Source organism: Pseudomonas sp. AK-TSAG1-1, from assembly GCF_056821665.1.
In genome coordinates this window covers 5651465-5675988 of the sequence record NZ_CM165965.1, presented here as the reverse complement: position 1 = coordinate 5675988, position 24524 = coordinate 5651465, and the positions used below count along the sequence as shown (strand labels likewise).

The window sequence follows — 24524 nt, the reverse complement described above, 5'->3', positions numbered from 1 at the left end:
GGCTCAAGTGAGCCAACCCCCAATCAGGAGCTGACCCATGGACTTCATTCGTATCATCATCGCCATTCTGTTGCCGCCACTGGGTGTGTTTCTGCAGGTCGGGTTTGGCGGGGCGTTCTGGTTGAACATTCTGCTGACGCTGTGTGGCTACATTCCCGGGATCGTGCATGCGGTGTACATCATCGCCAAGCGTTGAGCATTGCGGCGTCTGATACAAAGCCATCGCGAGCAGGCTCACTCCTACAGAGGATCGGTGTCGTTCACAAATCCTGTAGGAGTGAGCCTGCTCGCGATTGGGACACCGCAATTCCGAATAGTAAATGCGGTGCTCAGTCCGCCAACCCCATCACCCGCCGATAAAACGTCCACTCCTGCTCCAGCGCATGCGCCTGATTCACTGCACGGCGAAAGCCGTGGCGCTCATCAGCGTAATAATGCGCCTCGACCGCAATGCCGTTGCGCTCCAGTGCCGTGACCATGTCGCGGGTCTGCTGCGGCACGACGACGGCGTCCAGTTCGCCCTGAAAGAAAATCACCGGCACACCAATCTTGCTCGCGTGCAGCAAAGGCGTGCGGACGGCGTAGCGCTCGGCGTCCTGCTCGGGATCGCCGATGAGCCAGTCGAGGTAATCGCCTTCGAACTTGTGTGTCGCGCGGGCCAGTGCCACCGGGTCGCTGACGCCATACAAGCTCGCGCCCGCGCGGAACACCTGCTGGAACGCCAACGCGCACAACGTGGTGTAACCCCCGGCGCTGCCGCCGCGGATGAAGGCGCGCTCGCCATCGATCAAGCCGTGTTCCGCCAGATACGCCACCACCGCGCAGGCGTCCTCGACATCCACGTCGCCCCAGCTCAGGTGCAGGGCCTGGCGATATTCGCGGCCATAACCGCTGCTGCCACGGTAGTTGAGGTCGGCGACGGCGAAACCGCGTTGCGTCCAGTATTGAATGCGCGGGTCGAGCATCGGATAGCAAGCCGAAGTCGGGCCGCCGTGGATGAACACCACCAGCGGTGGTCTGGCTTCGTCGTTCATCGCCGGATAGAAGAAGCCGTGGGCCTCGCCCGAGCCGCTCGGATAGCGCAGCGTTTGCGGACGGCTGATGCGTTCGGCGGGCAGTGGCGCCACGCCGCCGGCCAGTACGTTGACTTCGCGAGTAGCGCGATCAATCGCGATGACCGCCGAAGGGCTGATCGGCGAGGCGGCAATGCAGTAGATGAATTGCTGATCCAGCGCCAGATGGCGGAAGCGGCTGTAAGCGCCGGTGAAGTCTTCATTGCCGAGCAGCAGCCGGCCAAAACCGCCTTCGCTCCAGCTAGCCAAAAACAAATCCTCGACAGGCAGCCAGGTGCAGCCGCCCAGTTGCCACGGCGCGGGCGCATGATCGGCCTGCGCGGCTGGCAATGGTCTCAAACCGTCGGAGGTTTCAACCCATGGCTGCCAGAATCCACCGCGATCGGTCAGGCAATACAGGCGATTTTCGCCATCGAATCGCGGTTGCTGAATGGACTCTTCAATCTCGGCACCCGCCACGCATCGCGGGGAACTGAATGCACCGTCAGTCAGGCGCTCAGCCACCATCAGCCGCGTTGAGGTCCACGGCTGATGCGGCCGGCTCCACTCGATCCAGGCCAGTCGCGAACCGTCGGCGCTGATGATCGGCGCAGCGTAAAAATCCGCGCCTTCTGCCAGCAAATACCGGGTTCCCTCAGCCAGATCAATCGCTACGAGCCGGTGTTGGTCGCGCAGTTCCTCGACCGCCAGCACCTGCCCGTCGGCAACGTGCAGATCGCCATAACGGCACTCGCCGGATGTCAGCGCTTGAGGCGCGCCTTCCAGTGTTTGCCGATACAGCTGCTGGTCTGCCTCATTGACGAAAACCACCCCGTTCGGCGTCAGACCAAACGCGCCACCGCCATATTCGTACACCCGGCTACGCACGCTGAAACCCGCAGGCGTCAGACATTTCGCCACGCCGTCGCGCCACTGCCAGATCCTGCACGCGGCATCTTCCGGGCGATATTCATTCCAGAACAAACCCTTGGCACCGAGTTGCAGTTCGGCGAAATCCATTCCGGCGGCGACGGCTTGCGAGGCGCTGAAAGGCTCAGCCCTTGGCGATGAGGCGTGAGTTTCGTTCATTGCGGAAGGCCAGTTGTTCGATGGTTTGGGTGGCGTGCTCGGCTTCTTCGCGGGCCTTGAGAATCACGCCGTGATGTTCGGATTTGCTGCACACCGGGTCGGCATTGCTCGCGTCACCCGTGAGCATGAACGCCTGGCAGCGGCAGCCGCCGAAGTCTTTTTCTTTCTCGTCACAGGAACGGCACGGCTCGGGCATCCAGTCGTAACCGCGAAAGCGATTGAAGCCGAACGAGTCGTACCAGATGTGCTGCATGCTGTGATCGCGCACATTGGGAAATTGCACCGGCAATTGTCGGGCACCATGGCAGGGCAGGGCTGTGCCGTCCGGGGTGACCGTCAGAAAGATGCTGCCCCAGCCGTTCATGCAGGCTTTCGGGCGTTCTTCGTAGTAGTCCGGGGTGACGAAAATCAGCTTGCACGGATGCCCTTCGGCTTCCAGTTTGGCGCGGTATTCGTTGGTGATGCGTTCGGCGCGCACCAGTTGTTCCTTGGTCGGCAACAGGCCGACCCGGTTGAGCTGCGCCCAGCCGTAGAACTGGCAGGTGGCGAGTTCGACGAAGTCGGCCTCAAGCGCGATGCACAGCTCGATGATGCGGTCGATCTTGTCGATGTTGTGCCGATGGGTGACGAAGTTCAGCACCATCGGATAGCCGTGGGCCTTCACCGCCCGGGCCATTTCCAGCTTCTGTGCAAAAGCCTTTTTCGAGCCGGCGAGCAGGTTGTTCACTTGCTCGTCACTGGCCTGGAAGCTGATCTGGATGTGATCGAGCCCAGCCTTCTTGAAGTCGCTGATTTTCTGCTCGGTCAAGCCGATGCCAGAGGTGATCAGGTTGGTGTAGAAACCCAACTGCCGCGCTTCACGGATCAGATCGGCAAGGTCCTGGCGCACCAGCGGCTCGCCACCGGAAAAGCCCAGTTGCGCCGCGCCCATCTCCCGCGCTTCGCGGAAGACCTTGATCCACTGCTCGGTGCTCAGCTCTTTGCCCTGCTCGGCGAAATCCAGCGGATTGGAGCAGTACGGGCACTGCAGCGGGCAGCGGTAGGTCAGCTCGGCGAGCAGCCACAGCGGCAGGCCGACGTCAGGCTTGGGCGGCAGATCAGTCAAGGGTGATCCAGTGCTGTGCACGGGCAACCTCCATGAATTGCTCGATGTCGTCACCGAGCTCGGGCACGCCGGGGAACTGCTCATCGAGTTTGGCGATGATCGCTGCGACATCGCGTTCACCGTCGATCAATCCACCGATCAGCGCGGCGCTGTCGTTGAGCTTGATCATGCCCTCGGGGTAGAGCAGCACGTGACCTTTTTGCGCCGGTTCGTACTGGAAGCGGTAGCCGGGACGCCAGGTCGGTGTCTTGCTGCGATCGAAACTCATAGGGTGATTCCTTTGTGCCAGACCCGTTGTGCGGTGACGCTGTGATACGGCGGGCGGTTCAGTTCGTAGGCCATGCTCATGGCATCGAGCATGCTCCAAAGAATGTCCAGTTTGAACTGGAGAATTTCCAGCATGCGCTCCTGGCCTTCGCGGGTCTTGTAGTGCTCGAGCGTGATCGCCAGCCCATGCTCGACATCACGCCGTGCCTGACCGAGGCGGGTGCGGAAGTACTCGTAACCGGCCGGGTCGATCCACGGGTAATGCTGCGGCCAGCTGTCGAGACGCGACTGGTGGATCTGCGGCGCGAACAACTCGGTCAGCGAGCTGCTGGCGGCTTCCTGCCAACTGGCCCGGCGGGCGAAGTTGACGTAGGCATCGACGGCAAAACGCACGCCGGGCAATACCAGCTCCTGAGAGCGCAGTTGATCCGGGTCGAGGCCGACCGCTTGACCGAGGCGCAGCCAGGCTTCGATACCACCGTCTTCACCGGGGGCGCCGTCGTGATCGAGCAGGCGTTGAATCCACTCGCGACGGATCTCGCGATCCGGGCAATTGGCGAGAATCGCCGCGTCTTTCAGGGGGATGTTCACCTGATAGTAGAAGCGGTTGGCGACCCAGCCCTGAATCTGTTCGCGGGTGGCCCGGCCTTCATACATCGCCACATGATAGGGGTGGTAGATGTGGTAATAGGCGCCTTTGGCACGCAGGGCTGCTTCGAATTCGGTGGGGGACATTGGCGTGTCAGTCATGTCTGTTCTCCGGGAACAACCGTTGGATTCAGTGTTGTCTGGTCGGGCCTCATCGCGAGCCGGCTCACTCCTACAGGTGATCGCGTCCAATGTAGGAGTGAGCCTGCTCGCGATAGACCGCGCAGCGGTCTCAAAGGCTTACAACACAATGCTCATGCCGTCATACGCCACTTCAACATTACGCCGCGCCAGCTCCGCACGCTCCGCCGAATCTTCATCGAGAATCGGGTTGGTGTTGTTGATGTGGATAAGCACTTTGCGCTGCTTGGGTAATTGCTCCAGCACTTCGAGCATGCCGCCGGGGCCGTTCTGCGCCAGGTGGCCCATCTCGCGACCGGTGCGGGTGCCGACGCCACGGCGCTGCATTTCATCGTCGTCCCAGAGCGTGCCGTCCACCAGCAGGCAATCGCTGCCAGCCATGATCTCCAGCAGCGGCGCATCAACCTTGCCCAGACCCGGCGCATAAAACAGCTTGCCGCCCGTCTTCAGGTCTTCGACGATCAGGCCGATGTTGTCGCCCGGGTGCGGGTCGAAGCGGTGCGGCGAGTAGGGCGGCGCGGCGCTGCGCAGTGGCAGCGGAGTGAAGCGCAGGTTAGGGCAGGCGGCGACGGTGAAGCTTTGGTCGAGTTCGATGCGGTTCCAGTCCAGCCCGCCGTTCCAGTGGGTGAGCATCTTGAACAGCGGGAAACCGGTGCTCAGGTCTTCGTGAACCATGTCCGTGCACCAGACCTGATGCGGGCAGCCTTCGCGCAGGCTGAGCAGGCCAGTGGTGTGGTCGATCTGGCTGTCCATCAGAATGATCGCGCTGATACCGGTGTCACGCAGGGCGCGGCCCGGTTGCATCGGGGCGAAGCTCTGCAGTTGCGCGCGGATGTCCGGTGAAGCGTTGCACAGCACCCAGTTCACGCCGTCGTCGGAAATCGCGATGGACGACTGGGTGCGGGCCTTGGCATTCAGGCTGCCGTCGCGAAAGCCTGCGCAATTGACGCAGTTGCAGTTCCACTGCGGAAAACCGCCACCGGCGGCCGAACCCAGAATCTGGACGAACATGAACGCTCCCATCTTTCAACGCTGAAAATAAAACGCCCCGGCGAGCCGAGGCGTTGCACTGCAAGTCTGCGTAGGCAGAACTCAGCGGCTGGCGAAGTACATGGTGACTTCGAAGCCGATACGCAGGTCGGTGTAAGCCGGTTTGGTCCAAGCCATGAGGTGACTCCTTCAAGTGGGTGATGCGGTGGATGGGATAGCGCTGTCCATAGTTATAGTCCACGGCAGCGCAGGGATGTTCCAAATAGTTAGGCTGCTATGTTACTCAAAATTTCCAGGTGATTGCCCGTGAATCTTTGAGAAAGCTCCTTGCAGCCTGAGTAATGATCATTTTGCCGCTTGCCACGGTGCGCCCGGTGACGCGCTGCTGGCCAGACAGTGCCAGCCGCCCTCGGCGCCGATCAAGCGTTGTACTGCCGCCAGCAGTGCCGGACGTTCCAGTTGGGCGATGGCTGCGACCAGTTGCGCCAGATAATCCGACGAGTGGCCTGCGAGTCTGGCCTGCCACAGCAAATCGGCGGCATCCCTGGCGGACAGATTGTTCTCGTTGAATTGTTCTGCAAGTGACTGGCGCAGTTGCTTGAAACTGTGGTCATCCAGACGTTCGATCAGCCCCGTAATGCTGGCGAGAAACTGCTGGATAGCGTCGAGCAACACCACTGGCGCGACATCGGGCGATTGCACACCAAACAGCAATCCAGTCTGGCCGTGTATCTGCCGCAAGGCGCTGAACACCGCATAACCCAACTGCAATTCGACCCGCAGGCGCTGATAGAACGGGGTCTGGCACAGCTGCGAGAGCAATCGCCAGGCGGCCTCGTCGGCGATCTCGCGGCTCGCGGTCGGGCAGAACAGCAGCAACGCATGTTCGCTGGAGGCTGTGTCGATGTGGCTCCATACGTGTCGAGCATTGCTGGCGGGCGATACCGGGATTTGCTTGTCCGGGATGCCGGGAATGCGGCTCAGGGCCAGGCCCATGGCGGATTGCGTCTGTGCGCTAAGGCCCAGAGCCAGTCCGTCCCAGCGAGAAGTTGTCCACAGCTGTTGGGCGTCGTCCGATTGCACCGCCGCTGGCAGGCAATGTTCCGGCAAGGCCTTGAGCAACTGGCGGATCGGTATCAACGCTGCTTCTGGCTCTGCGCTCGGAGAATCGGCATCGACTTGCGCCAGACATTTCAGCGCATGTTCCAGGACGCTGGGCATCGGTTCTTGCAGCCCAGTCAGTTTCAGCAGCCATTGCGTGCCGCTGGCACTGAGCGACAACTCGACCCCGGCTTGGCGTGCGTCCTCCCGGATTTCCCGCAGACTGCGTTGCAGCTTGCCGTGCAGGTCGGTCGTTGCCGCCGCTTCCAACTGCCAGCGCAGGTAAATCGCCCCTTCATCAGCGGTATCCGCCGAGGTCTGGGTGAACTGCATCGGCGAGCGTTCGCGGCGGCTGCGTGAGCGATCCTGGGCAAATGTGCGCAGGCCTCGATGGGCGCTGGTTTGACCGCGAATCAGCCCGGCATTGGCCAGTGGTTCGCTCGATCCGAGGAAGGGATTGGCGGCAGGCAGATGCCAGTGCGCGCTGAAGTTATCCACAACACCCATGTCGCGCAGGATCTGCTTGAGGGCGACGACGCCGTTTTCCGACAAGCCGTGTTCGAGCTGTTCGCTGTCGAGGCGCGCCAGTTGCAGTGCGCCACTGACGTGCTGCTGACGCTCCAGCAGGTTGGCGTACTCCTCGCGCAGCGCTGCCCAGTCCTGCTGTGCGGCGAAGAAGCTCAGCCAATCCAGCACCTGTTGGCCAATAGCCTTCAGCGATTCGGCAGGGGCAGCGAATTGCAGATGCAGCAAGGCTTGCCCTGCAAACTGGTACAGCGGTGTAGCTTTCAGGCTGTCCGCGAGATGTTGTTGGCGCAGATAGGCGAGCAGGCCGCCGGGTTTGGCGCTGTTCAGCCAATGACAGAGAAACGCCAGCGCTTCGACGCAGGTGTCGGGCAGCGCTTCGAAGGCAAACAGCAGATTGCAGTGCTGCCCACCGACCTGTTGATAACTTGTTACTTGCAGTGGCTGGGTTGCGGCCTGCAAAACGTTATCCCCAACCGGCAGCGCCGCAGCGAACTGCTGCGCCAGTGTGCGCAGCGCTTCAAGGCTTTGCGGCCCGACCACACTCAAGGTCATTTGCCCGCTGCGATAGAAGCGCTGATGGAAATCCTTCAACGCCTGCTGAAACCCCGGTTGCTCAACCTTCAGGCTGTCGCGATTGCCCGCATGAAAGCCACGCAACGGGTGCGTCGCCGGCAAACCCTCGTACAAGGAAAGTGCCTGCTGCGCTGTGGGATCCTGCGACCACGCGACAAATTCTGCGTCCAGTACTTCGCGTTCACGCAACTGATCGTCCGGATTCATACGCGGGTGGGCGAGCATGTCTGACAGACGCTCAAGCCCGGCGCCGAAAGCCGAGGTCGGCAGTTCAAAGAAGAAATCCGTCGTGCGCTCGCGGGTGCTGGCATTCACCTGGCCGCCATGACTTTGCACGTAGGCCATCAGGGCCTGATCGGGCGGAAACCGCTCGGTACCGAGAAACAGTAAATGCTCGAGGAAATGCGCCAGTCCCGGCCACTCCAGTGGCACGTCATGACTACCGGCAGCCACCCGCAACGCGGCGGCACTGCGCTTCAAACCAGGCACATGACGCAGGGTGACGCGCAAGCCGTTGGCCAGGGTTTCAGTGTGAGGGCGGGGGTGAGTCGGCGCAGGCATGGGCACTTCCAGAACAGTGAAGTGCCAATGCTAGCGGATTGCGTGGGGTCAGCGCTTGTTCAGTGCGTTGTAAAGCTCCGGGCGGCGGTCACTGAGGTAGCGATTGGCGGCGCGAGAATCGACCATCAACTGACGATCCAGCTCGCCGACGATCAGCGCTTCATCAAGTCCGGCCTGGGCGATACGACTGCCGTCCGGCGCGGCGATGCTGCTTTGCCCGCAATAGTGGATCTCGCCTTCATGCCCGCAGTAGTTGGCGTAGGCCACGTAGCACTGGTTTTCGAAGGCACGGGAACGCACGGTGACGTCGGCGACAAAATCGAACGGAATCATGTTCGCCGTCGGCACCAGAATCAGCTCGGCGCCGGCCAGCGCCAGACGTCGCGCGTTCTCCGGAAACTCCAGGTCGTAGCAGATCAGGAAACCGAGCTTCCAGCCGTTGAGCTCGACCAGCGGAAAATCGTCTTCGCCCGGGCTGAACATTGAGCGATCCAGATCGCCGAACAGATGCGTCTTGCGGTAATTGCACAGGCGCTCACCGTGCGCATCGATCAACTGCACGGCGTTGTAGATCTGCCCGTCGGCGGTGCGCTCCGGATAACCGTAGGCAATCGCCAGTCCGGCGGCTTTGGCAATTCGACCGATCTGTTGCGCCCATTCGCCGTTGTAGACCTCGGCCAATGTGCTGACTGCCTCGGCGCCGATGTTGTAGCCGGTCAGAAACATCTCCGGCAGCACCAGCAGGTCGGCGCCCTTGGCCTCCATCGCCACTTGGTGCAGGCGTTGCAGGTTGGCGGCGGGGTCCAGAGGCAGCGGTGGACATTGGTAAAGGGCTACACGCATCGGGGATTCCTCTTACTCGGGCAGGGCGATAGGGCCGATGTCTTTGAACACATCACCCGGGCCCGGGTTCGCTTTATGTGTCGACCCGCCGAAGTGCTTCATGATGCCCCACACCGCGTTGAGCGAAGTCTGCACCGCGCCTTCGACCCACGCCGGCGTCCACGACACGTCGTCACCGGCGATGAAAATCCCGCGCTGCTCGGCTGGCATGTCGTCCTGCATGAAGTGCGCGTACATGCGCTGGTTGTAGCGATAGTGACCGGGCAGGGCGCCCTTGAACGCCCCGAGGAAGTACGGGTCGGCTTCCCACGACACGGTGATCGGATCGCCAATGATCCGTGCGGCGATGTCGACTTTCGGGTAGATCTTCTTCAGCGCATTCAACGCCAGCTCTACGCGTTTTTCCACCGGGTGCGGCAGCATCTTCAGCGCGTCGCTCATCCACGAGTACGACAGGCAGATCACGCCCGGCTTGTCGTCGCCGTTATCGAACAGATAGGTGCCACGGGTCAGGCGATCGGTGAGGGTCATGCTCATCAGGTCGCGGCCGGTTTCCGGGTCCTTGTCCTTCCAGAACGGGCGATCGACCATCACGAAGGTTTTCGACGACTGCATGTAGCGGGTGCGGTCCAGCGCCATCCACATCTTCTGCGAGAACAGGGTTTCATCGCATTCGATCTGGGTGGTCAGCAGCCAGCTCTGGCAGGTAGTCAGCACAGCGGCGTATTCGCGGGTGTCGCCGTTGTTGTCGGTGACGGCGAAACGGCCGTCCGGCGCGTGGGCGATTTTCTTCACGCCGGAACGCGGTGCGCCCCGGTGCAGGGATTTCAGGCTGGTGCCTTCAGGCCAGTGCACGCAGCGCTCCGGCACATGCCGCCAGATGCCTTGCGGCACTTGTTCCACACCGCCGACTACCAAGTGCTGGTGATCGTCGCAGTTGGTCATCACCACGCGGAAGATTTCCAGCATCGAGTTGGGGAAGTCCGAGTCCCAGCCGCCGGTGCCGAAACCGACCTGACCAAACACTTCGCGGTGATGGAACGACAGCTTGGCAAAGGCCTCGGACGTGGCAACGAAGTCGTAGAACGTGCGGTCATCCCACAGCGGCACGAGCTTGTTCCATAGTGCCTTGAGGCGTGGCACATCGCGGTCGCGGATTGCTTGCTGGATATCGGCGAACTGCGAGCCGGCCTCCAGCGCATCCGCCCAGGCGTCAGCCACTTCCTGGAACAGTGCAGGAAGATCCTTCAGGCTTTGTGCGTAATGGGTTTTGCCTTCCAGGTCGATCACGGTGCTGCCGGAGGCCGGCGTCAGCGGGTTCGGGAAAGGTTTGGTCTCGAGGCCGAGCTTGTCGACGTAGTGGTAGAAGGCGGTGGAGGACACCGGGAAACGCATGCCGCCCAGTTCCGCGACGATCCCGTCAGTGCCGTTGAATGCTTGCGAACGCAAACGCCCGCCGAGCTTCGACGCCTCGTAAACCACCGGTTTCAGGCCGAGCTTCATCAGTTCGTACGCGGCCACCAGGCCAGCGATACCGGCGCCGACAATCGCCACTTCAGCGCCGTGATGGTGTTCAGGGATACTGCCGAGACCGGCCGGGTGTTCGATCCAGTCGTCGAAAGCGAAAGGAAAGTCCGGACCGAAAATGGTGACTGGTTTCTTACCGTCTGCAGGATGGCGATTGTTCTTGTTCATGGCTGACCTTGCTGGCGACCCGACGCCGAATGCGCGTCTGAGTATAGGAAAAGATGCCAGCCATTCTAGGGAGCGTAGAACACGTTAATAAGACGCAAAGTGTCGTCGTTTTGCCAATTAACTGATCAATATGACGATTGATGACTGCACACCGACCAAAATGTAGGCGCGAGCCTGCTCCCACAGTGGATTTGTAGCTGGCGCAGATTCTGTGCACGACCTGGTCAAAAGTGGGAGCGGGCTTGCTCGCGAAAGCGTTCTGTCAGTCGCCATCAACAGTGACTGAACCACCGCCTTCGCGAGCAAGCCCGCTCCCACAGTGGATCTGTGGCTGGCGAAGATTCCGTGCACGACCTGGTCAAAGGTGGGAGTGGGCTTGCTCGCGAAAGCGTTCTGTCAGTCGCGATCAACAGTGACTGATCCACCGCCTTCGCGAGCAAGCCCGCTCCCACAGTGGATTTGTAGCTGGCGCAGATTCTGTGCGTGACCCGGTCAAAAGTGGGAGCGGGCTTGCTCGCGAAAGCTTCTCGTCAGTCGCGATCAACAGTGGCTGATCCACCGCCTTCGCGAGCAAGCCCGCTCCCACAGTGGATTTGTAGCTGGCGCAGATTCTGTGCGTGACTCGGTCAAAAGTGGGAGCGGGCTTGCTCGCGAAGAGGCCCTATCCGCCAACCGAAATGTCACGACCAACACTTAAACCGGCTGCCCGCGATCAATCTTGCTACTCAAAATAATCGAAGTAGTGGTCTTCTCCACCCCATCCACCCCGCCAATCTGATCCAGCAACTGATCCAGCTGTTCCGGCGAATCGGTGCGCAACCACGCCACGTAATCAAATTCGCCACTCACCGCACACAACTGCTGGACCTGCGCCATCGCACTCAAGCGGCGCAACACTTCCTTGCCGGAGCGCGGCTGCACCTTGATCCCGACATACGCCTGCAACCCGCCATCGACCACCCGCTGCCCCAGCCGCACGCCATAGCCGGTGATCACCTTGGCCTTTTCCAGTCGCGCCAGCCGCGATGTGACAGTGGTGCGCGCAATGCCCAACTGCCGGGCGAGCATTGCCACGCTCTCGCGGGCGTTGATTTGCAGGGCGGCGATCAATTGGCGGTCGATTTCATCGAGCACGGGCGGGCGGATGTCTGGCAAGGGCGGGGCTCCATGGGGCGCGGGTCTTTGGGCGAGCATGTTACAGCGTCAGCCAGCTGGATATGGAAGCCCCTTATCGTAGTCGGGATGAAACGCAGAAACGAAAAAGCCGCGCATTTGCGCGGCTTTCGAATTTGGTGGGCCCACACGGACTTGAACCGTGGACCAAAGGATTATGAGTCCTCTGCTCTAACCAACTGAGCTATAGGCCCTCAGTAGGTCGCGGATTATAGCGACGGTTTCTCGGCTGTGCTATCCGAATAATCCGATACGGTAATGCGCAGAAACGTTGCGGCGAATTCTTCTGGCGGCAGCGGCAGGCTGACGATGTAGCCCTGGATCTGTTCGCAGCCCTCGGCGGCGAGGAATTGCTGTTGGGCCTGGGTTTCCACACCTTCGGCAATCACAGTGAATTGCATGCTCCGGCCAAGGGCGATGATGGCCCGCACAATCGCTGCGTCGTGGGGGTCATCGGGCAGGCCGCGGACGAATGACTGGTCGATCTTGAGGATGTCCAGTGGCAGGCGTTTGAGGTAACTGAGCGAGGAATAGCCGGTACCGAAGTCGTCGATCGCCAGTTGTACACCCAGGTGTTTGAGCTGGTGCAGCACCGCCAGTGCTTCTTCGGCCTGGCTCATGATGAAGTTTTCGGTAATTTCCAGTTGCAGTAAATCCGGCTGCAAACGGTTTTCCCGGAGCAATTGTTCGATGCGCCCGAGCAGGTTCGGCTGGCGCAGCTGCGCGCCGGCGAGGTTGACTGACAACGGGCCGAGGCTTTCGTAGATCTGGTTCCATTCGAACATCTGCCGGCAGGCGGTTTCGAGCACCCAGTCGCCGATCTGCAGGATCATGCCGTTCTCTTCGGCCAGCGGGATGAAGTGCTCCGGCGGTACTTCGCCGAAGGTCGGGTGACGCCAGCGAATCAGCGCTTCGGCGCCCACCAGACGATGGTCGTCGAGGCTGATCTTCGGTTGGTAGTAGAGGAACAGTTCGTCGCGTTCGATGGCGCGGCGCAGTTCGTGTTCCAGCGCCACACGCTCGCTGGCCTGTGCGGTGAGGTCGCGGGTGTAGCTTTCGACGCGGTTGCGGCCCTTGGCCTTGGAGCGGTACATCGCCGCGTCGGCGTTTTTCACCAGCGTGGCGACGTCGCAGCCGTCCCGTGGATACAGGCTGGTGCCGATGCTGGCGCTGATGAAGAACTCGTGTTCGCCGGCCTGGAACGGTGCGCCGAAGCAATTGAGCAGTTTGGTGGCGATGTGGTCGGCGTCGCTGGCCTGTTGCAGGCCCGGCAACAGGATAATGAATTCATCGCCGCCCAGGCGTGCGACGGTATCGATGTCGCGCAATTGTTCTTTCAAGCGCACGGCAATGCCCTTGAGTAGCAGGTCGCCGACCGGGTGGCCGAGGCTGTCGTTGATGTGCTTGAAGCGGTCCAGATCAAGGAACAGCACAGCGCCCTGACTGCCATTTTCCTGCTGGCTGTTTAGCGCGGTGAGCAGACGACCTTCAAACAGGGTGCGATTCGGCAGGCCGGTGAGCGGGTCATGATGTGCCTGGTAATCGAGTTTGGCCTGCGCGTGTTTGAGGCTGGATATATCGGCAAACACCGCGACGAAGTGGGTGATGAACTTGTCGCGGTTGCGCACGGCGCTGATGGTCAGCCAGCTCGGGTACAACTCGCCGTTCTTGCGCCGGTTGGAAATCTCGCCCTGCCAGTGACCCTCGTCGGTTAACTGGTGCCACATCGCCGCATAAAACGCGCTGTCGTGCAGGCCCGAGGCGAGCAGGCGCGGGGTGTGGCCGAGGGCTTCGCTTTCGCTGTAGCCGGTGATTTCGGTGAAGGCGCGGTTGACCGCGCTGATGTGCTGCTGGGTGTCGGTGATCAGCACGCCCTCGGCGGTGCTCTCGAACACGGTGGCCGCCTGCTGCAGTTTTTCTTGCATCAGATGCCGCTCGGTGATGTCCCGGGCGATGGTCAGCATGCAGTCTTCTTCGCCGATCGGCAGCGGTCGGCTGGACACTTCACACAGGCGGATCTGCCCGTCGCTGCGGCGGATGTGGCAGCTGAAATCGCGCACGAAACCGTCGCGGTGCAGCAGGTCGAGCATCTGCTTGCGTTCATTGAGGTTGACCCAGATCCCCAGGTCCAGTGCCGAGCGGTCCACCGACATCGCGCTGTTGAAACCGGTGATGCGGCTGAAACCCTCATTGACCTCCAGCAGCAGGCCGTCGCTCTGGCGCGACAGCAGCAAGCCGTCCGGCGAGGCGTGGAAGGCCTTGGCGAATTTCTCTTCGGAGGTTTGCAGCTGCTGCTGGGTTTCCTTCAGCTGGGTGATGTCGCGCACCACCACCACCAGCGCCGGGGTGGTGTCGAGGTCGAACGGTTCGGCGGAGATCAGGCCAGTGAACACCTGGCCGTTGTTGCGGCGAAAGGGCATCTCCAGATTGCGGATGCTGCCGGCCTGCAAGCGCTGCAGCAGCCCCGGCCCGACCCCGGGAATTCCCCAGATGTTGAGTTCGGTGGCGGTCTGACCGACGACCTCTTCGGCTTTCAGGCCGATTTGTTCTTCAAAGGCTTCGTTGACCTCCAGCAGGCAGCCGTCGGACAGTCGCGCGATCACCAGAATGTCCGGGCATTGCTGGAATACCGAGGCGAATTTCTGCTCCGACAGCCGCAGCGCCTCCTCGGTACGCTTGGTCTCGCTGATGTCGATCATCAGTCCGCGCATCACCGGCTCATGCCCGTGTTCAATCAGGCTGACGATGTCACGCACCCACAGGCAGCGCCCGTCAGCGGTGATCACCCGATAGTCGAGGGTATGATCACGCCCTTCGCGCACCGCGTCATCGCAGATGGCCTGCGCGCGGGTGAGGTCGGCGGGGTGGATGATGTTGCGCCAGAAACCCGGGATCAACCAATGCGCCTGTGGATAACCGAGCAAATCCTCGGCATGGGGCGAAACATAGCTGTAGGTGAAGTCGCTCATGCGCGCTTCCCAGGCGATGGCCGACAGGCTCTCTACCAGGCCGCGGTAGTGGTATTCGCTGCTGCGCAATTCCTGTTCGAGGTCGACGCGTCGAGCGATTTCCGAACTGAGGCGGCGGTTGATACGAATGACCACCACAAGGATGATCACCAGCAACAAAAGACCTGGCAGGCCGTAAATCAGCAGGTCCGACCAGAATGTCCGATGGTCCAGGACATTGCCGACCCAATGTTCCTGAATGCTGCTGATTTCCTCCGGGCTCATGTCCGCCAGGACTTTGTCCAGAATGCCCACCAGCATTTTGTTGTCACGGGGCACGCCCATGGCCAACTGGTAGCGATACGGGGTTTCGCCGCTCACGTATAAACCGTCGAGTTTGAGCTGGCGCAGGCTCCAGACGCTGGACGCGAGGTCGCCGACCACAGCGTCTACCTCATCGGTGGCCAGCGCCTGGAGTGCCGAGCTGACATTGGGCATGGCCACCAGATTCAGGTCGGGATGGTGGGTGCGCAGGAGTTCGTGGGGGGCGTAGTTCTCCACTACGGCGATCTTCAGGCCGTACAGGTCTTCGATTTTGCGGGGTTGTGCGCCGCCGATGTGGGCGAGGATCACAATCGGGAAGTCGAGATAGGGGCGAGTGAACGACAGATAGTTCTGGCGCTCGGGTGTGGACATGATCCCCGGCAGCAGATCAATCTTGCCGGCTTTCACTTGCGCCAGCACTTCGGTCCAGCTCGACGGCTCGATCGGGGTGAGTTTGACTGCCAGACGCTGGCGGATCACGTCGATGTAATCAGCGGCCAGGCCTTGATAGCGGTTCTGTTCATCGCGGAACTCGAACGGCGGCCACGAGGCATCGACACCCAGGCGCAAGTCCGGGTGAGCCGCGAGCCAGCTACGTTCTTCATCGGTCAGAGTCAGCGCGTTAGCCGTTGCGGTCCAGATCATCAGTGACAGCAAGAAAAGCACGGGCGCCAGTCTGGGCATAACCGTCTCGTTAGGGCACGGGATTCATAGTTTCGAGTGTAGACGGGGTATGCGGAGGAGGGGCGGTGCGGGGGATTTAATCTGCCCTGTAAACAAAACCCCCGGCCTGGGCCGGGGGTTCTGGTATCACTCGTCGAGGAAGGAGCGCAGATGCTCGCTTCGCGTCGGGTGGCGCAGCTTGCGCAGCGCCTTGGCTTCGATCTGACGGATCCGCTCACGCGTTACGTCAAACTGTTTGCCCACTTCTTCGAGTGTGTGGTCGGTGTTCATGTCGATACCGAAACGCATGCGCAGTACCTTGGCTTCACGGGCAGTGAGGCCGGACAGCACTTCGCGAGTCGCTTCTTTAAGGCTCTCAACGGTCGCAACATCGATTGGCGACTGCATGGTCGAGTCTTCGATGAAGTCGCCCAGATGGGAGTCTTCGTCATCACCGATCGGGGTTTCCATGGAGATCGGCTCTTTAGCGATCTTCAACACCTTGCGGATCTTGTCCTCAGGCATTTCCATGCGTTCGCCCAGCTCTTCCGGGGTCGGTTCGCGACCCATTTCCTGCAGCATCTGGCGGGAAATGCGGTTGAGCTTGTTGATCGTCTCGATCATGTGCACCGGAATACGGATGGTGCGGGCCTGGTCGGCGATCGAGCGAGTGATCGCCTGACGGATCCACCAGGTGGCATAAGTCGAGAACTTGTAACCACGACGGTATTCGAACTTGTCCACCGCTTTCATCAGACCGATGTTGCCTTCCTGGATCAGATCGAGGAATTGCAGGCCGCGGTTGGTGTACTTCTTGGCGATCGAGATCACCAGACGCAAGTTGGCTTCAACCATCTCTTTCTTCGCGCGGCGGGCCTTGGCCTCACCGATCGACATGCGACGGTTGATGTCCTTGATTTCTGCGATGGTCAGACCGGTTTCGGTTTCCAGCGCGATCAGTTTCTGCTGGCAACGGATGATGTCCGGCTGCACGCGACCAATGGCTTCGGCGTATTTGCTCTTGCCTTTGGCCAAGGCGTCGGACCAGCTTTCGTCGACTTCGTTGCCCGGGAACTGACGCAGGAAATCGGCGCGTGGCATACGTGCATCACGTACGCATAGTTGCATGATCGCGCGCTCTTGCTGACGCAGACGATCCAGGGCGCTGCGAACACGCTCGACCAGGGCTTCGAATTGCTTCGGCACCAGTTTGATCGGCATGAACAGCTCGGCCAGGGCCAGCAACTCGGCAACCGTTGCCTTGTTGTGACGACCGTGCTTTTTCAGGGCCTTGCGGGTGATTTCCATCTGATCGGCCACAGCGCCAAAACGCTGGGCTGCGATGACCGGATCCGGACCGCTTTCGGCTTCTTCTTCGTCATCCGAAGATTCGGCGTCATCGTCTTCGGTCTCGTCGTCAGCCTTGGCGGCTTTCGCGTCGATCGGCGGCGGCACTTCGGCAGCCGGCGGCGCAATGCCGTCGTCCGGGTCGATGTAACCGCTCAGAACGTCGGACAGGCGACCACCCTCGGTGGTAACGCGAGTGTACTCGGAGAGAATGTGGTCAACCGTGCCAGGGAAGTGCGCGATAGCGCTCATCACTTCACGGATGCCCTCTTCGATACGCTTGGCGATTTCGATTTCGCCTTCACGAGTCAGAAGCTCAACCGTACCCATTTCACGCATGTACATGCGCACTGGGTCAGTGGTGCGACCGATATCGGTCTCCACCGCTGCCAACGCAGCGGCTGCTTCTTCCGCAGCGGCCTCGTCGGTATCGGCGTCGGCCAACATAAGGGCGTCCGCATCCGGAGCACTCTCGTGTACGGGGATCCCCATGTCGTTAATCATGCGGATGATGTCTTCCACCTGCTCCGGATCTGAAATATCCTCGGGCAGGTGGTCGTTGACCTCGGCGTAAGTCAGATACTTCTGCTCACGACCCAGTTTGATCAACTCAATAATACGAGACTGCTGTTGCGCTTTTCCGGACATAACACCCTATCCACTGAAGGTCTTGGCGGGCAAAAAACAAGCCGAGGATTATACCTGAGCTATGACCTCACGCGCCAGTTGAGGTCGGGTTTGATGCGGAAACATTGCGACTTAGAAGGTCGCGCAGTTGATTTTTCTCTTCGATGCTCAGTTCGCTTTGACGCGCTTTCCTGAGCAACTGTTCCAGATTTCGCTCGCGTTGGCGGGCTGACAAGCTAGTAATGGTGTCGAAAAACTGTTGTTCAAGGTTTTCTCCATCAATCAGCCACTCCTTTTCCGCGAGTGCTTTAAGCAAGCGACCCTGTTCAGTGCCGTGCCATCGCGCGATCAACTGAAATGAGTTTAGCTTGGGATTCTTCTGTACGGCTTCGAGCAGCGCCACAAGCAACTGGGCGTTGGTCTGATTTTCGTCCGCAATGTGCCCGGCGTCCTCGACGCGTTCGGCCAGTTGCGGGTGATGAAGCAGGGTGCGCAGGGCGGTCAGGGTCGGTGATTCGACGCCAATTGGCGTCCGCGGGCGTTGTTGATCGCGATCGCCGCCACGTTTGCCGTTCTTGTCCCAGGGTTTCTTGTCCCACTTCTTGCCGCCGGCGCCGAGTTTCTTCGGCGTCCACTCCTGCTGCGGCACATACATGTCCTGTGCCTGCGGCTGATGGTAGTCGCTGTAGTCCGGCATTGCGTCGTAATCGATGCCTGGATCGTACGCCGGCGGCGCTTCCTGCGGCGCACTTTGCGCGAGCTGACTGACGGTTTCGTTGCTCAGGCCGGTGATTTCGGTCAGGCGCTGACGCATCAGAATGCGCAAATTGGCCCCGGGCACTTTATCGATCAACGGTGCGGCGAGGGTGGCCATGTGAGCCTTGCCCTCAAGAGAGCGCGGATCGGCTTCTTCGGTCAGTTGCTGGAAGAAATAGTCCGCCAACGGCTGCGCATGCTGGTTGATTCGAGCCTTGAAGGCATCAGTGCCTTCGGCGCGCACCAAGGTGTCCGGGTCTTCGCCTTCGGGCAGAAACAGGAATCGCGCACGACGCCCGTCCTGCAAGCTCGACAGTGTGGCCTCCAGCGCGCGCCAGGCGGCGTTGCGGCCGGCCTGGTCGCCGTCGAAGCAGAACAGCACGTTCGGCACTACGCGAAACAGGCGTTTCAAATGTTCTTCGCTGGTCGCGGTACCCAGCGTTGCGACGGCATTTTTCAAGCCTTGCTGGGCGAGAGCGATGACGTCCATGTAGCCTTCGACGACGATGATTTCATCGAGGTTGCGGTTGTTCTTGCGTGCTTCATAGAGGCCGTAGAGCTCCTGGCCTTTATGGAAGACCGGGGTTTCCGGCGAGTTCAGGTATTTCGGCTTGTCGTCGCCGAGTACACGGCCACCGAAAGCGATGATCCGGCCGCGCGTGTCACGGATCGGAAACATCACGCGATCGCGGAAGCGGTCATAGCGTTTGCCGGTTTCGGCGTTCTCGATCAACAGGCCTGCGTCGATCATGGCCTTCTGTTGCAGGGTATCGCTGCTCAAGTGTTTGAACAGATTGTCCCAGCCCGGCGGCGCGAAACCGAGGCCGAAGTCCCGGGCGATCTCGCCGGTCAGGCCGCGGCCCTTGAGGTAATCCACGGCGGCCTTGCGCGCAGGATGGCTCTTGAGCGCCTGCCGGTAAAAGTCGGCGGCGGCGGTCAGTAGCGGGTACAGCGGCGAATCGGTCGGTTGCCGCGGTTTGTGCGGGCGGCCGCTTTCTTCGCGGGGGATTTCCATTCCGGCGGCTTTGGCCAGATCTTCGACGGCCTGGGGGAAGTCCAGGTTGTCGTGGTCCATGAGAAAGCCCAAGGCGTTGCCGCCGGCACCACAACCGAAGCAGTAATAGAACTGCTTGTCGGGGCTGACGCTGAACGACGGGGTTTTCTCTTTATGGAACGGGCAGCAGGCGGTGTAGTTTTTGCCGGCCTTTTTCAGTTGCACACGCGAGCTGACCACGTCGACGATGTCGGTGCGGTTCAGGAGGTCGTCAATAAAGCTCTGGGGAATCAGCCCGGCCATGGCGTTCTCGTCTGTGCTGTAATGAGTCCGATGCGAAGGGCGGCTGGACGCAGGTCTTGAGTGAGGCGCGCGCAATGGGCGGCTCGACCGGGGTCGGTTGCGTGATCGCTGTCGGGAAGTGTATCTGCCGAAAATCCACTGACGTTAGTGCTCATCAGTTTTCGACTATTTGAAAGTGTTGCGCTGAATCCGCTGACGGCCGGTCAAGGGCCTCGGATAGCTCAATAAAGCGGGCACGCATGCAGGTGCCTTGGGCTGATCGTCGTGAGAGGAATCAGTGGGTGTGCTCGTCAGTAGCCTTGAAAGGCTCGTCAGAAAGACGTGCACCGCTGGCAAAAAAGCCAGGCCTGACGCGGTGAAGCAGTTTTGTCTCGGTCGCATCTGCGGCTTCGACGGTGAAGCATCAAGCGTTTTACGCAAATGCCATTAGCCCGGCTGAGGGCCGGGCTTAGGCAAGAAGCTTGCTACGAACGTCTGCGTATTAGTACAGACGAACGGCGCGGCGCTGTTCGCGCTGAACTTTCTTGGCGTGACGCTTAACAGCGGCTGCTGCTTTGCGCTTACGCTCAGAAGTTGGCTTCTCGTAAAATTCGCGGCTACGAACTTCAGCCAGTACACCGGCTTTTTCGCAGGAGCGCTTGAAACGACGCAGAGCTACGTCGAAGGGTTCGTTCTCTTTAACTTTGACGGCTGGCATCCAGAGCTACCTTCATTCATTACCGGGGTCAACATCCTCGCGGCAAAAGAGCACTTGAAGACGTCGGTTTTTAAGGGTTGCGGATGTTAACCCCTCATCGCTCGGAATGCAAAGCCTCTGATCGAAAACCGCTGGTCGGGGCATCACGCGGCGACTATTATGCGCGCCTTCGAATTCAGCCTAAACAAGGCGCAAACCCATGCTAGTACTGGGATTAGAAACTTCCTGCGACGAAACCGGCGTCGCATTATATGACAGTGAACGCGGCCTGCTGGCCGACGCGCTGTTCAGTCAGATCGACCTGCACCGTGCCTATGGCGGTGTGGTACCGGAGCTGGCCTCGCGTGACCACGTCAAACGCATGCTGCCCTTGATTCGTCAGGTGTTGGCTGAAGCCGACTGCGTGACGACCGAGATCGATGCCATCGCCTATACCGCAGGTCCTGGACTGGTCGGGGCGCTGCTGGTCGGTGCTTCTTGCGCCCAGGCGCTGGCGTTTGCCTGGGGTATTCCGGCGCTCGGTGTGCACCACATGGAAGGTCATTTACTGGCGCCGATGCTGGAGCCAAAACCGCCAGAATTCCCGTTCGTCGCTTTGTTGGTTTCCGGTGGTCATACCCAGCTGGTTCAGGTCGATGGCATTGGCCAATACAGCCTGCTCGGCGAGACCCTCGACGATGCCGCCGGCGAAGCGTTCGACAAGACTGCAAAAATGATGGGTCTCAATTATCCGGGCGGACCGGAAATCGCCAAGTTGGCGGAGAAGGGCGTTGCAGGACGTTTTACTTTCCCGCGTCCGATGTGTGATCGCCCGGGTCTGGATTTCAGCTTCAGCGGTCTGAAGACCTTCGCTCTTAACACCTGGCAGCAATGCGTCAGCGCCGGGGACGACAGCGAGCAAGCCCGTTGCGACATCGCGCTGGCGTTCCAGCAGGCGGTGGTGGAGACTTTGACCATCAAGTGTAAACGCGCCCTGAAACAGGCCGGCATGAAGCGTCTGGTGATCGCTGGCGGCGTCAGCGCCAACAAGGCGTTGCGTGTTTCGCTGGAAAAGATGCTCGGCGATATGAAGGGCGATGTGTTCTACGCCCGTCCCGAGTTCTGCACCGACAATGGCGCGATGATCGCGTTTGCCGGTTGCCAGCGTCTGCAGGCTGGTCAGCAGGAAAGCCTGGCGATCAGCGTGCAGGCGCGCTGGCCGATGGAGCAGCTGTCGGCGTTGTGATGAGCGGCGCTCATGAGCGGTATTTAAAAATGCCGTTCGCGCCCGGCAAACAGGTCGCGTAGATTGCCGCGGTGGCGCCAGACGATCAGTAGCGTCAACGCGCTCATTGGCAGCAGTGCTTCGGGTTCCTGCCAAGCCAGCAATGGCAGGGTCAGGGGCGTGGCGATCAATGCCGCCAGCGAGCTGGTACGGGTCAGGTAGAACGTCAGCAGCCAGGCGCATACCGCCAGCAGCGCGGCGGGCGGATACAGGCCCAGCAGCATGCCGGCAGCCGTGGCGACGCCTTTGCCGCCGCGAAAACGGAAATACAGCGGGAACAGGTGACCGATCACGGCGCACACGCCGATCCAGGCCTGATCCTGCAGCGAAAGGCCCATGGCCGCTGCGATCAGCACCGGCAACAGGCCTTTGCACAGATCACCGAGCAGGGTCAGGATCGCAAGTTTGCGGCCGGCCAGGCGCAGCATGTTGGTGGCGCCGGCATTACCCGAGCCACTCATTCGCGGGTCCGGGTTTCCGGTCAGGCGGCTGAGCAAAATGGCGAAGGACAGCGAGCCGAGCAGGTAGGCGAGAGTCGCCAGTAACCAAAACATGCTAACTATTCCGGGCGAGGACGCCCTGATTCTAACGGCGCATTGCGCCCTTGTCGTGCAGCGGAGAAAAGTGCTTGGACAGAGTGTTTATCGAGGGCCTGGAAGTCGACACCGTGATCGGTGCCTACGACTGGGAGCGCGGCATCCGACAGTGTCTGCGTCTTGATCTGAGCTTCGCCTGGGACAATCGCCCGGCCGCGGCTGGTGACGACCTGACGCTGGCGCTCGATTACGCCAGCGTTTCCACGCGCATCCAGGCCTTTGCCGAGCAGGCGCAATTTCAGTTGGTCGAGACCTTCGCCGAGCGATTGGTCGAAGTGCTGATGGCCGAATTCAAGATCACCTGGGTTCGTCTGAAACTGACCAAGCCAGGCGCCGTGCCGGCAGCCAAGGGTGGTGTGGGTGTGGAGATCGAGCGCGGATGTCGCTGACTCAGGTTTACCTTGGGCTCGGTAGCAATATCGAGCGTGATACCCATTTGCGCGCCGGGCTCGACGCTTTGGCGACATTCCTCGTGGATATCCGCTGTTCGGCGGTGTTCGAGAGCCAGCCGGTGGGGATCAAGAGCGGGCCGTTCTTCAACTTCGTGGTCTCGGCGTTTACCGATCTGCCGTTGATGGAGCTGGATCGGCGCCTGAAATACATCGAGGCCGATAACGGTCGCTATGCACCGGACCGCAAGGGTTTGCCGCTGGATATCGACGTGCTGTTGTACGGCGAACTGACGGGTAACTTTGACGGTTTGATCCTGCCGCGTGCCGAAATTCTGAAAAACGCTTTTGTGCTGTGGCCGCTGTCGCTGATTGCGCCGGATCGGGTGCATCCGGGTGTAGGAAAAAGCTTCGCGACGTTGTGGGCCGAGGCGCAGATTGATCAGGTGTTGGCGCCGGTCGGGTTTGAATGGCGCGGGCAGCAACTCACGCCTTCGGATCTTCGTTGAGTTGACTGCCGCCTTCGCCAGCAAGCCCGCTCCCACATTTGGAATGTATTTCCCTTGTGGGAGCAGGCTTGCTCGCGAAGCTTTTCAGGCTGACGCTGTGTCTTTATAGGTCTTCAGCGCTTTCAGTCGCTCGCGCTTCAGCGCTTCGCCCAGTTCCGGCCCTTTGAATCCCTTCTCCAGCAACGGCTGTACCGCGACTTCCCGTGCTACTTTCGCCGCGCCGCGCAAATAATCTGCCTGTGGATAACTGCGCTGTTCCAGTCCCTTGCGGCCGCGAGCATCCATCTCGCACGCGACGATAAACTCCTCAAAGCGCTGCGGACGGCGATAAACGTCGAAGCTCTGCAGTAACTCCAGCAAGGTTGACGCCTTCAGTTCCAGGGCGCGGTGGCTGTGGGTGTGATATTGGCCGACCAGCAGTGCCAGTTCCTGACAATCTTTCGGTGCCTTGAAACGTTCGTTGACCGCTTTGATCAACTTCAGCCCTTTATGCTCATGTGCGATGTGCCGTGGCCACTCTTCTTCCGGAGTCAGGCCTTTGCCGAGGTCATGCAGCAGGCAGGCCCAGCGCACGGTCAGAGGCTGTTGGTGCTGCGCCGCTTGTTCGAGCACGCTCAGGGTGTGGATGCCGCTGTCGATTTCCGGGTGATGGGCCTCCGGCTGCGGCACGCCGAACAGTGCGTCCACCTCCGGCATCAAGACCTTCAAGGCGCCGCAGTCACGCAACACCTGGATGAACACCTGTGGCTGATCTTCCATCAGCGCGCGCGAGATCTCTTTCCAGCTGCGCTCGGCGGTCAGGGCTTGCAGCTCGCCGGACTCGCTGAGCTGAGTCATCAGTTCGAGAGTCTCTGGGGCGACGGTGAAACCCAGCCCGGCATAGCGAGCGGCAAAGCGCGCAACGCGCAATACACGGAGCGGATCTTCGGCAAACGCCGGGGAAACGTGGCGCAGGATTCGATTTTCGAGGTCGCGTTGGCCGTGATAAGGATCGGTCAGATTCTGCTGGCGGTCCTCGGCCATCGCGTTGATCGTCAGGTCACGGCGAATGAGGTCTTCTTCAAGGGTCACTTCGGGGCTGGCGTGAAAGGTGAAGCCGCCATAACCGCGGCCGCTTTTACGCTCGGTGCGGGCGAGGGCGTATTCCTCGCCGGTCTTGGGATGAAGAAACACCGGGAAATCCGCGCCGACCGGACGATAACCCTGGGCGAGCATCTCTTCTGTCGTGGCCCCGACCACCACCCAATCGATGTCGGTAACCGGTAACCCGAGCAGGCGATCACGTACTGCGCCGCCGACCTTGTAAATCTGCATAAAAAACCTCCGTTGGCCCGACAGGAT

At 60.7% G+C, this 24524-nt stretch carries 20 protein-coding genes and 1 tRNA gene; 4 read left to right on the top strand and 17 right to left on the bottom strand.

From position 1 onward, the window contains the following. The first annotated feature begins 37 nt into the window (after positions 1-37). Positions 38-196, top strand: a complete 159-nt coding sequence (locus AC1UK9_RS25770; protein WP_003228885.1) for a YqaE/Pmp3 family membrane protein — start codon at positions 38-40, stop codon at positions 194-196. Positions 197-329: 133 nt separating this feature from the next. On the opposite strand, the gene AC1UK9_RS25765 is transcribed toward AC1UK9_RS25770, so the two are convergent. The 15 genes from AC1UK9_RS25765 to rpsU all read right to left on the bottom strand — a co-directional run bounded on the left by AC1UK9_RS25765 (position 330) and on the right by rpsU (position 20425). Next, positions 330-2141 carry an alpha/beta hydrolase family protein gene (locus tag AC1UK9_RS25765; protein ID WP_482578723.1) on the bottom strand — a complete coding sequence of 604 codons (1812 nt, stop codon included), beginning with the start codon at positions 2139-2141 and terminating at the stop codon, positions 330-332. Then, positions 2107-3246, bottom strand: coding sequence for a pyrroloquinoline quinone biosynthesis protein PqqE (gene pqqE / locus AC1UK9_RS25760; protein ID WP_482578722.1), 1140 nt, complete (start codon positions 3244-3246; stop codon positions 2107-2109). Before pqqE ends, AC1UK9_RS25765 begins: the two co-directional genes overlap by 35 nt. After that, entirely contained in the window at positions 3239-3514 is a 276-nt protein-coding gene (gene pqqD / locus AC1UK9_RS25755; protein ID WP_025108597.1) for a pyrroloquinoline quinone biosynthesis peptide chaperone PqqD, read from the bottom strand. Before pqqD ends, pqqE begins: the two co-directional genes overlap by 8 nt. Further along, complete coding sequence (pqqC, locus tag AC1UK9_RS25750) at positions 3511-4263, bottom strand: pyrroloquinoline-quinone synthase PqqC (RefSeq protein ID WP_025108598.1); 753 nt, start codon at positions 4261-4263, stop codon at positions 3511-3513. Before pqqC ends, pqqD begins: the two co-directional genes overlap by 4 nt. A 138-nt stretch (positions 4264-4401) precedes the next feature. Then, on the bottom strand, positions 4402-5313 hold the full coding sequence (gene pqqB / locus AC1UK9_RS25745; RefSeq protein ID WP_482578721.1) for a pyrroloquinoline quinone biosynthesis protein PqqB: 912 nt from the start codon (positions 5311-5313) through the stop codon (positions 4402-4404). Positions 5314-5394: 81 nt separating this feature from the next. After that, entirely contained in the window at positions 5395-5469 is a 75-nt protein-coding gene (gene pqqA, locus AC1UK9_RS25740) for a pyrroloquinoline quinone precursor peptide PqqA (RefSeq protein WP_003444522.1), read from the bottom strand. 168 nt (positions 5470-5637) lie between these two features. Next, positions 5638-8055, bottom strand: a complete 2418-nt coding sequence (pqqF, locus tag AC1UK9_RS25735; RefSeq protein ID WP_482578720.1) for a pyrroloquinoline quinone biosynthesis protein PqqF — start codon at positions 8053-8055, stop codon at positions 5638-5640. 48 nt (positions 8056-8103) lie between these two features. Then, on the bottom strand, positions 8104-8898 hold the full coding sequence (locus tag AC1UK9_RS25730; RefSeq protein ID WP_482578719.1) for a carbon-nitrogen hydrolase family protein: 795 nt from the start codon (positions 8896-8898) through the stop codon (positions 8104-8106). A gap of 12 nt (positions 8899-8910) precedes the next feature. Next, complete coding sequence (locus tag AC1UK9_RS25725) at positions 8911-10593, bottom strand: flavin monoamine oxidase family protein (RefSeq protein WP_025108602.1); 1683 nt, start codon at positions 10591-10593, stop codon at positions 8911-8913. 693 nt (positions 10594-11286) lie between these two features. Next, a complete protein-coding gene (locus tag AC1UK9_RS25720; RefSeq protein WP_025108603.1) occupies positions 11287-11748 on the bottom strand; it encodes an Lrp/AsnC family transcriptional regulator in 462 nt (153 codons plus the stop codon). Between the two features lie 135 nt (positions 11749-11883). After that, positions 11884-11960 (bottom strand) — tRNA-Ile (locus AC1UK9_RS25715). Positions 11961-11975: 15 nt separating this feature from the next. Beyond that, positions 11976-15722, bottom strand: coding sequence for a bifunctional diguanylate cyclase/phosphodiesterase (locus tag AC1UK9_RS25710; protein WP_482578718.1), 3747 nt, complete (start codon positions 15720-15722; stop codon positions 11976-11978). A gap of 126 nt (positions 15723-15848) precedes the next feature. After that, complete coding sequence (gene rpoD, locus AC1UK9_RS25705) at positions 15849-17696, bottom strand: RNA polymerase sigma factor RpoD (RefSeq protein WP_025108642.1); 1848 nt, start codon at positions 17694-17696, stop codon at positions 15849-15851. 67 nt (positions 17697-17763) lie between these two features. Continuing rightward, entirely contained in the window at positions 17764-19728 is a 1965-nt protein-coding gene (dnaG, locus tag AC1UK9_RS25700) for a DNA primase (RefSeq protein ID WP_482578717.1), read from the bottom strand. 481 nt (positions 19729-20209) lie between these two features. Beyond that, the gene (gene rpsU, locus AC1UK9_RS25695) at positions 20210-20425 is read right to left on the bottom strand and encodes a 30S ribosomal protein S21 (RefSeq protein WP_002551877.1); all 216 of its coding nucleotides are present in this window, start codon (positions 20423-20425) and stop codon (positions 20210-20212) included. 199 nt (positions 20426-20624) lie between these two features. Here rpsU and tsaD point away from each other — a divergent pair, with 199 nt between their 5' ends. Next, positions 20625-21650 (top strand): tRNA (adenosine(37)-N6)-threonylcarbamoyltransferase complex transferase subunit TsaD, encoded by a 1026-nt coding sequence (tsaD, locus tag AC1UK9_RS25690; RefSeq protein WP_482578716.1) that lies wholly within the window; start codon positions 20625-20627, stop codon positions 21648-21650. A 23-nt stretch (positions 21651-21673) separates the two neighbouring features. Here tsaD and plsY read toward each other — a convergent pair whose 3' ends face one another. Continuing rightward, on the bottom strand, positions 21674-22243 hold the full coding sequence (plsY, locus tag AC1UK9_RS25685) for a glycerol-3-phosphate 1-O-acyltransferase PlsY (RefSeq protein WP_025108645.1): 570 nt from the start codon (positions 22241-22243) through the stop codon (positions 21674-21676). A gap of 74 nt (positions 22244-22317) precedes the next feature. On the opposite strand from plsY, the gene folB reads away from it, so the two are divergent. Both folB and folK read left to right on the top strand, forming a co-directional pair. Beyond that, complete coding sequence (folB, locus tag AC1UK9_RS25680) at positions 22318-22674, top strand: dihydroneopterin aldolase (protein WP_016772885.1); 357 nt, start codon at positions 22318-22320, stop codon at positions 22672-22674. Further along, positions 22665-23183 carry a 2-amino-4-hydroxy-6-hydroxymethyldihydropteridine diphosphokinase gene (gene folK / locus AC1UK9_RS25675; protein ID WP_482578715.1) on the top strand — a complete coding sequence of 173 codons (519 nt, stop codon included), beginning with the start codon at positions 22665-22667 and terminating at the stop codon, positions 23181-23183. Before folB ends, folK begins: the two co-directional genes overlap by 10 nt. A gap of 84 nt (positions 23184-23267) precedes the next feature. Here folK and AC1UK9_RS25670 read toward each other — a convergent pair whose 3' ends face one another. Next, entirely contained in the window at positions 23268-24497 is a 1230-nt protein-coding gene (locus AC1UK9_RS25670; protein WP_482578714.1) for a multifunctional CCA addition/repair protein, read from the bottom strand. Positions 24498-24524: the final 27 nt, after the last annotated feature.